Annotated in this window: 2 protein-coding genes; one reads left to right on the top strand and one right to left on the bottom strand. The window is 24.6% G+C overall.

The window, feature by feature from the left end:
• Positions 1-200: 200 nt before the first annotated feature.
• Complete coding sequence (locus ABCP60_RS15915; RefSeq protein ID WP_343102185.1) at positions 201-476, bottom strand: hypothetical protein; 276 nt, start codon at positions 474-476, stop codon at positions 201-203.
• Positions 477-606: 130 nt separating this feature from the next.
• On the opposite strand from ABCP60_RS15915, the gene ABCP60_RS15910 reads away from it, so the two are divergent.
• Positions 607-1,392 (top strand): hypothetical protein (locus tag ABCP60_RS15910; protein ID WP_343102184.1); only part of this gene is annotated, 786 nt, incomplete at its 3' end.

The raw sequence follows: 1,392 nt of genomic DNA, 5'->3' as shown, positions 1-1,392 counted from the left end.
CTAGTTTTATGAAATCATAATATGCAAAATAGTGCATGAAATAATCTAAATATAATCCGAAGGGACCACTTATACACTGTAACCGTGTGTGCGCTCTTGCAGAGGGTTTATAAAAACATATAATAAAAATTTAAAATTTTGTTAGATTACTTTTAAACTTTTATATATGGAAATAGTATTAGTACAGTATTAATTCTATTTTATCCCATAGATCCCAATAATGCAGAAAAAATATATTGCAATAAAGCCATAGAACTTAAAATATAAAATAAAATAGATAATTTTTTAGAACGAGAATTATTTATATATGCTGAAATGTAACCACTAATAATAAAACCAGAGCATAAAAAACTATAAATAGATTGAGATATTGAAATAGAAAAATGAGTATATAAATTTATAATTTTAAAAAATACAAGTAAATATAAAATCAAAAAAATAGAAGAAATCAAAAATAATTGTTTGCTTTTATTCATAAAATTATCTCCTTATTTATTTAGAAAATTAGTATTAAAACAATGCAATTATATAACAATTTATCAAAAAATATAAAATCAGACAATATATGATATAATTGTAGTATTCTCAAGATAAGGGGGTGAGAGAGTGAAAGAGGCAATAGAAATAATAGATAGTACTATTGAAAGTAAAGAGTATATACAGGATGTTCATAATAAAAGCAAAGGCTGGATAACAAATGTAAATATAACTAAAGAAAATGGCTTTAGACAATGGCATTACACATTGGATGACTTGTTAAAATTAGACTTTGACAAAGAAGATACATACATATCTTTAAATACTTTCTATAAGCCAATGAGAAGAATAGAAACAATAAAAGAGCTTAATTGTAGTTTTATAGATTTAGATATATATAAAACTAAATTTACAAAAACTCAAATATTAATGAATTTAGAAGATAATTATTATAATAAGATAATTCCAGAACCAAGTATAACATTGGACACAGGTAGAGGATTATTACTAATTTGGAAATTAGAGCAAACTCCGTATATGGCACTACCATTATGGAAAGGAATACAAGAACACTTATATAGGCAATTGAAAGTATTTGGAGCAGATAGAATGGCTTTAGATGCAACAAGAGTATTAAGAGTTCCAGGAAGTATAAATTCTAAAAGTGGTACAAGAGTAAAAGTAATAGAAAAATATGATTATGTATATTCTTTAAGAGAAATACAAAGAGAATTTTTACCGGAGCTAAGCGAAACATCAAAAAAGAAAAAAGGAAGGCCTAAGAAAGTAGTATATGTACATAGGGAAAGATCATTATATCAAGGAAGAATATTAGATATAGTAAAACTATGTGAATTAAGAAACTATGATGTAGAAGGGCAAAGAGAAATAATATTATTTTTGTATAGATATTAT

Source organism: Romboutsia sp. MSSM.1001216sp_RTP31141st1_G3_RTP31141_220114, assembly GCF_039031195.1.
In the GTDB taxonomy this organism is placed as follows: Bacteria; Bacillota; Clostridia; order Peptostreptococcales; family Peptostreptococcaceae; genus Romboutsia_C; species Romboutsia_C hominis.
This window is presented reverse-complemented; position numbering and strand designations above follow the sequence as displayed.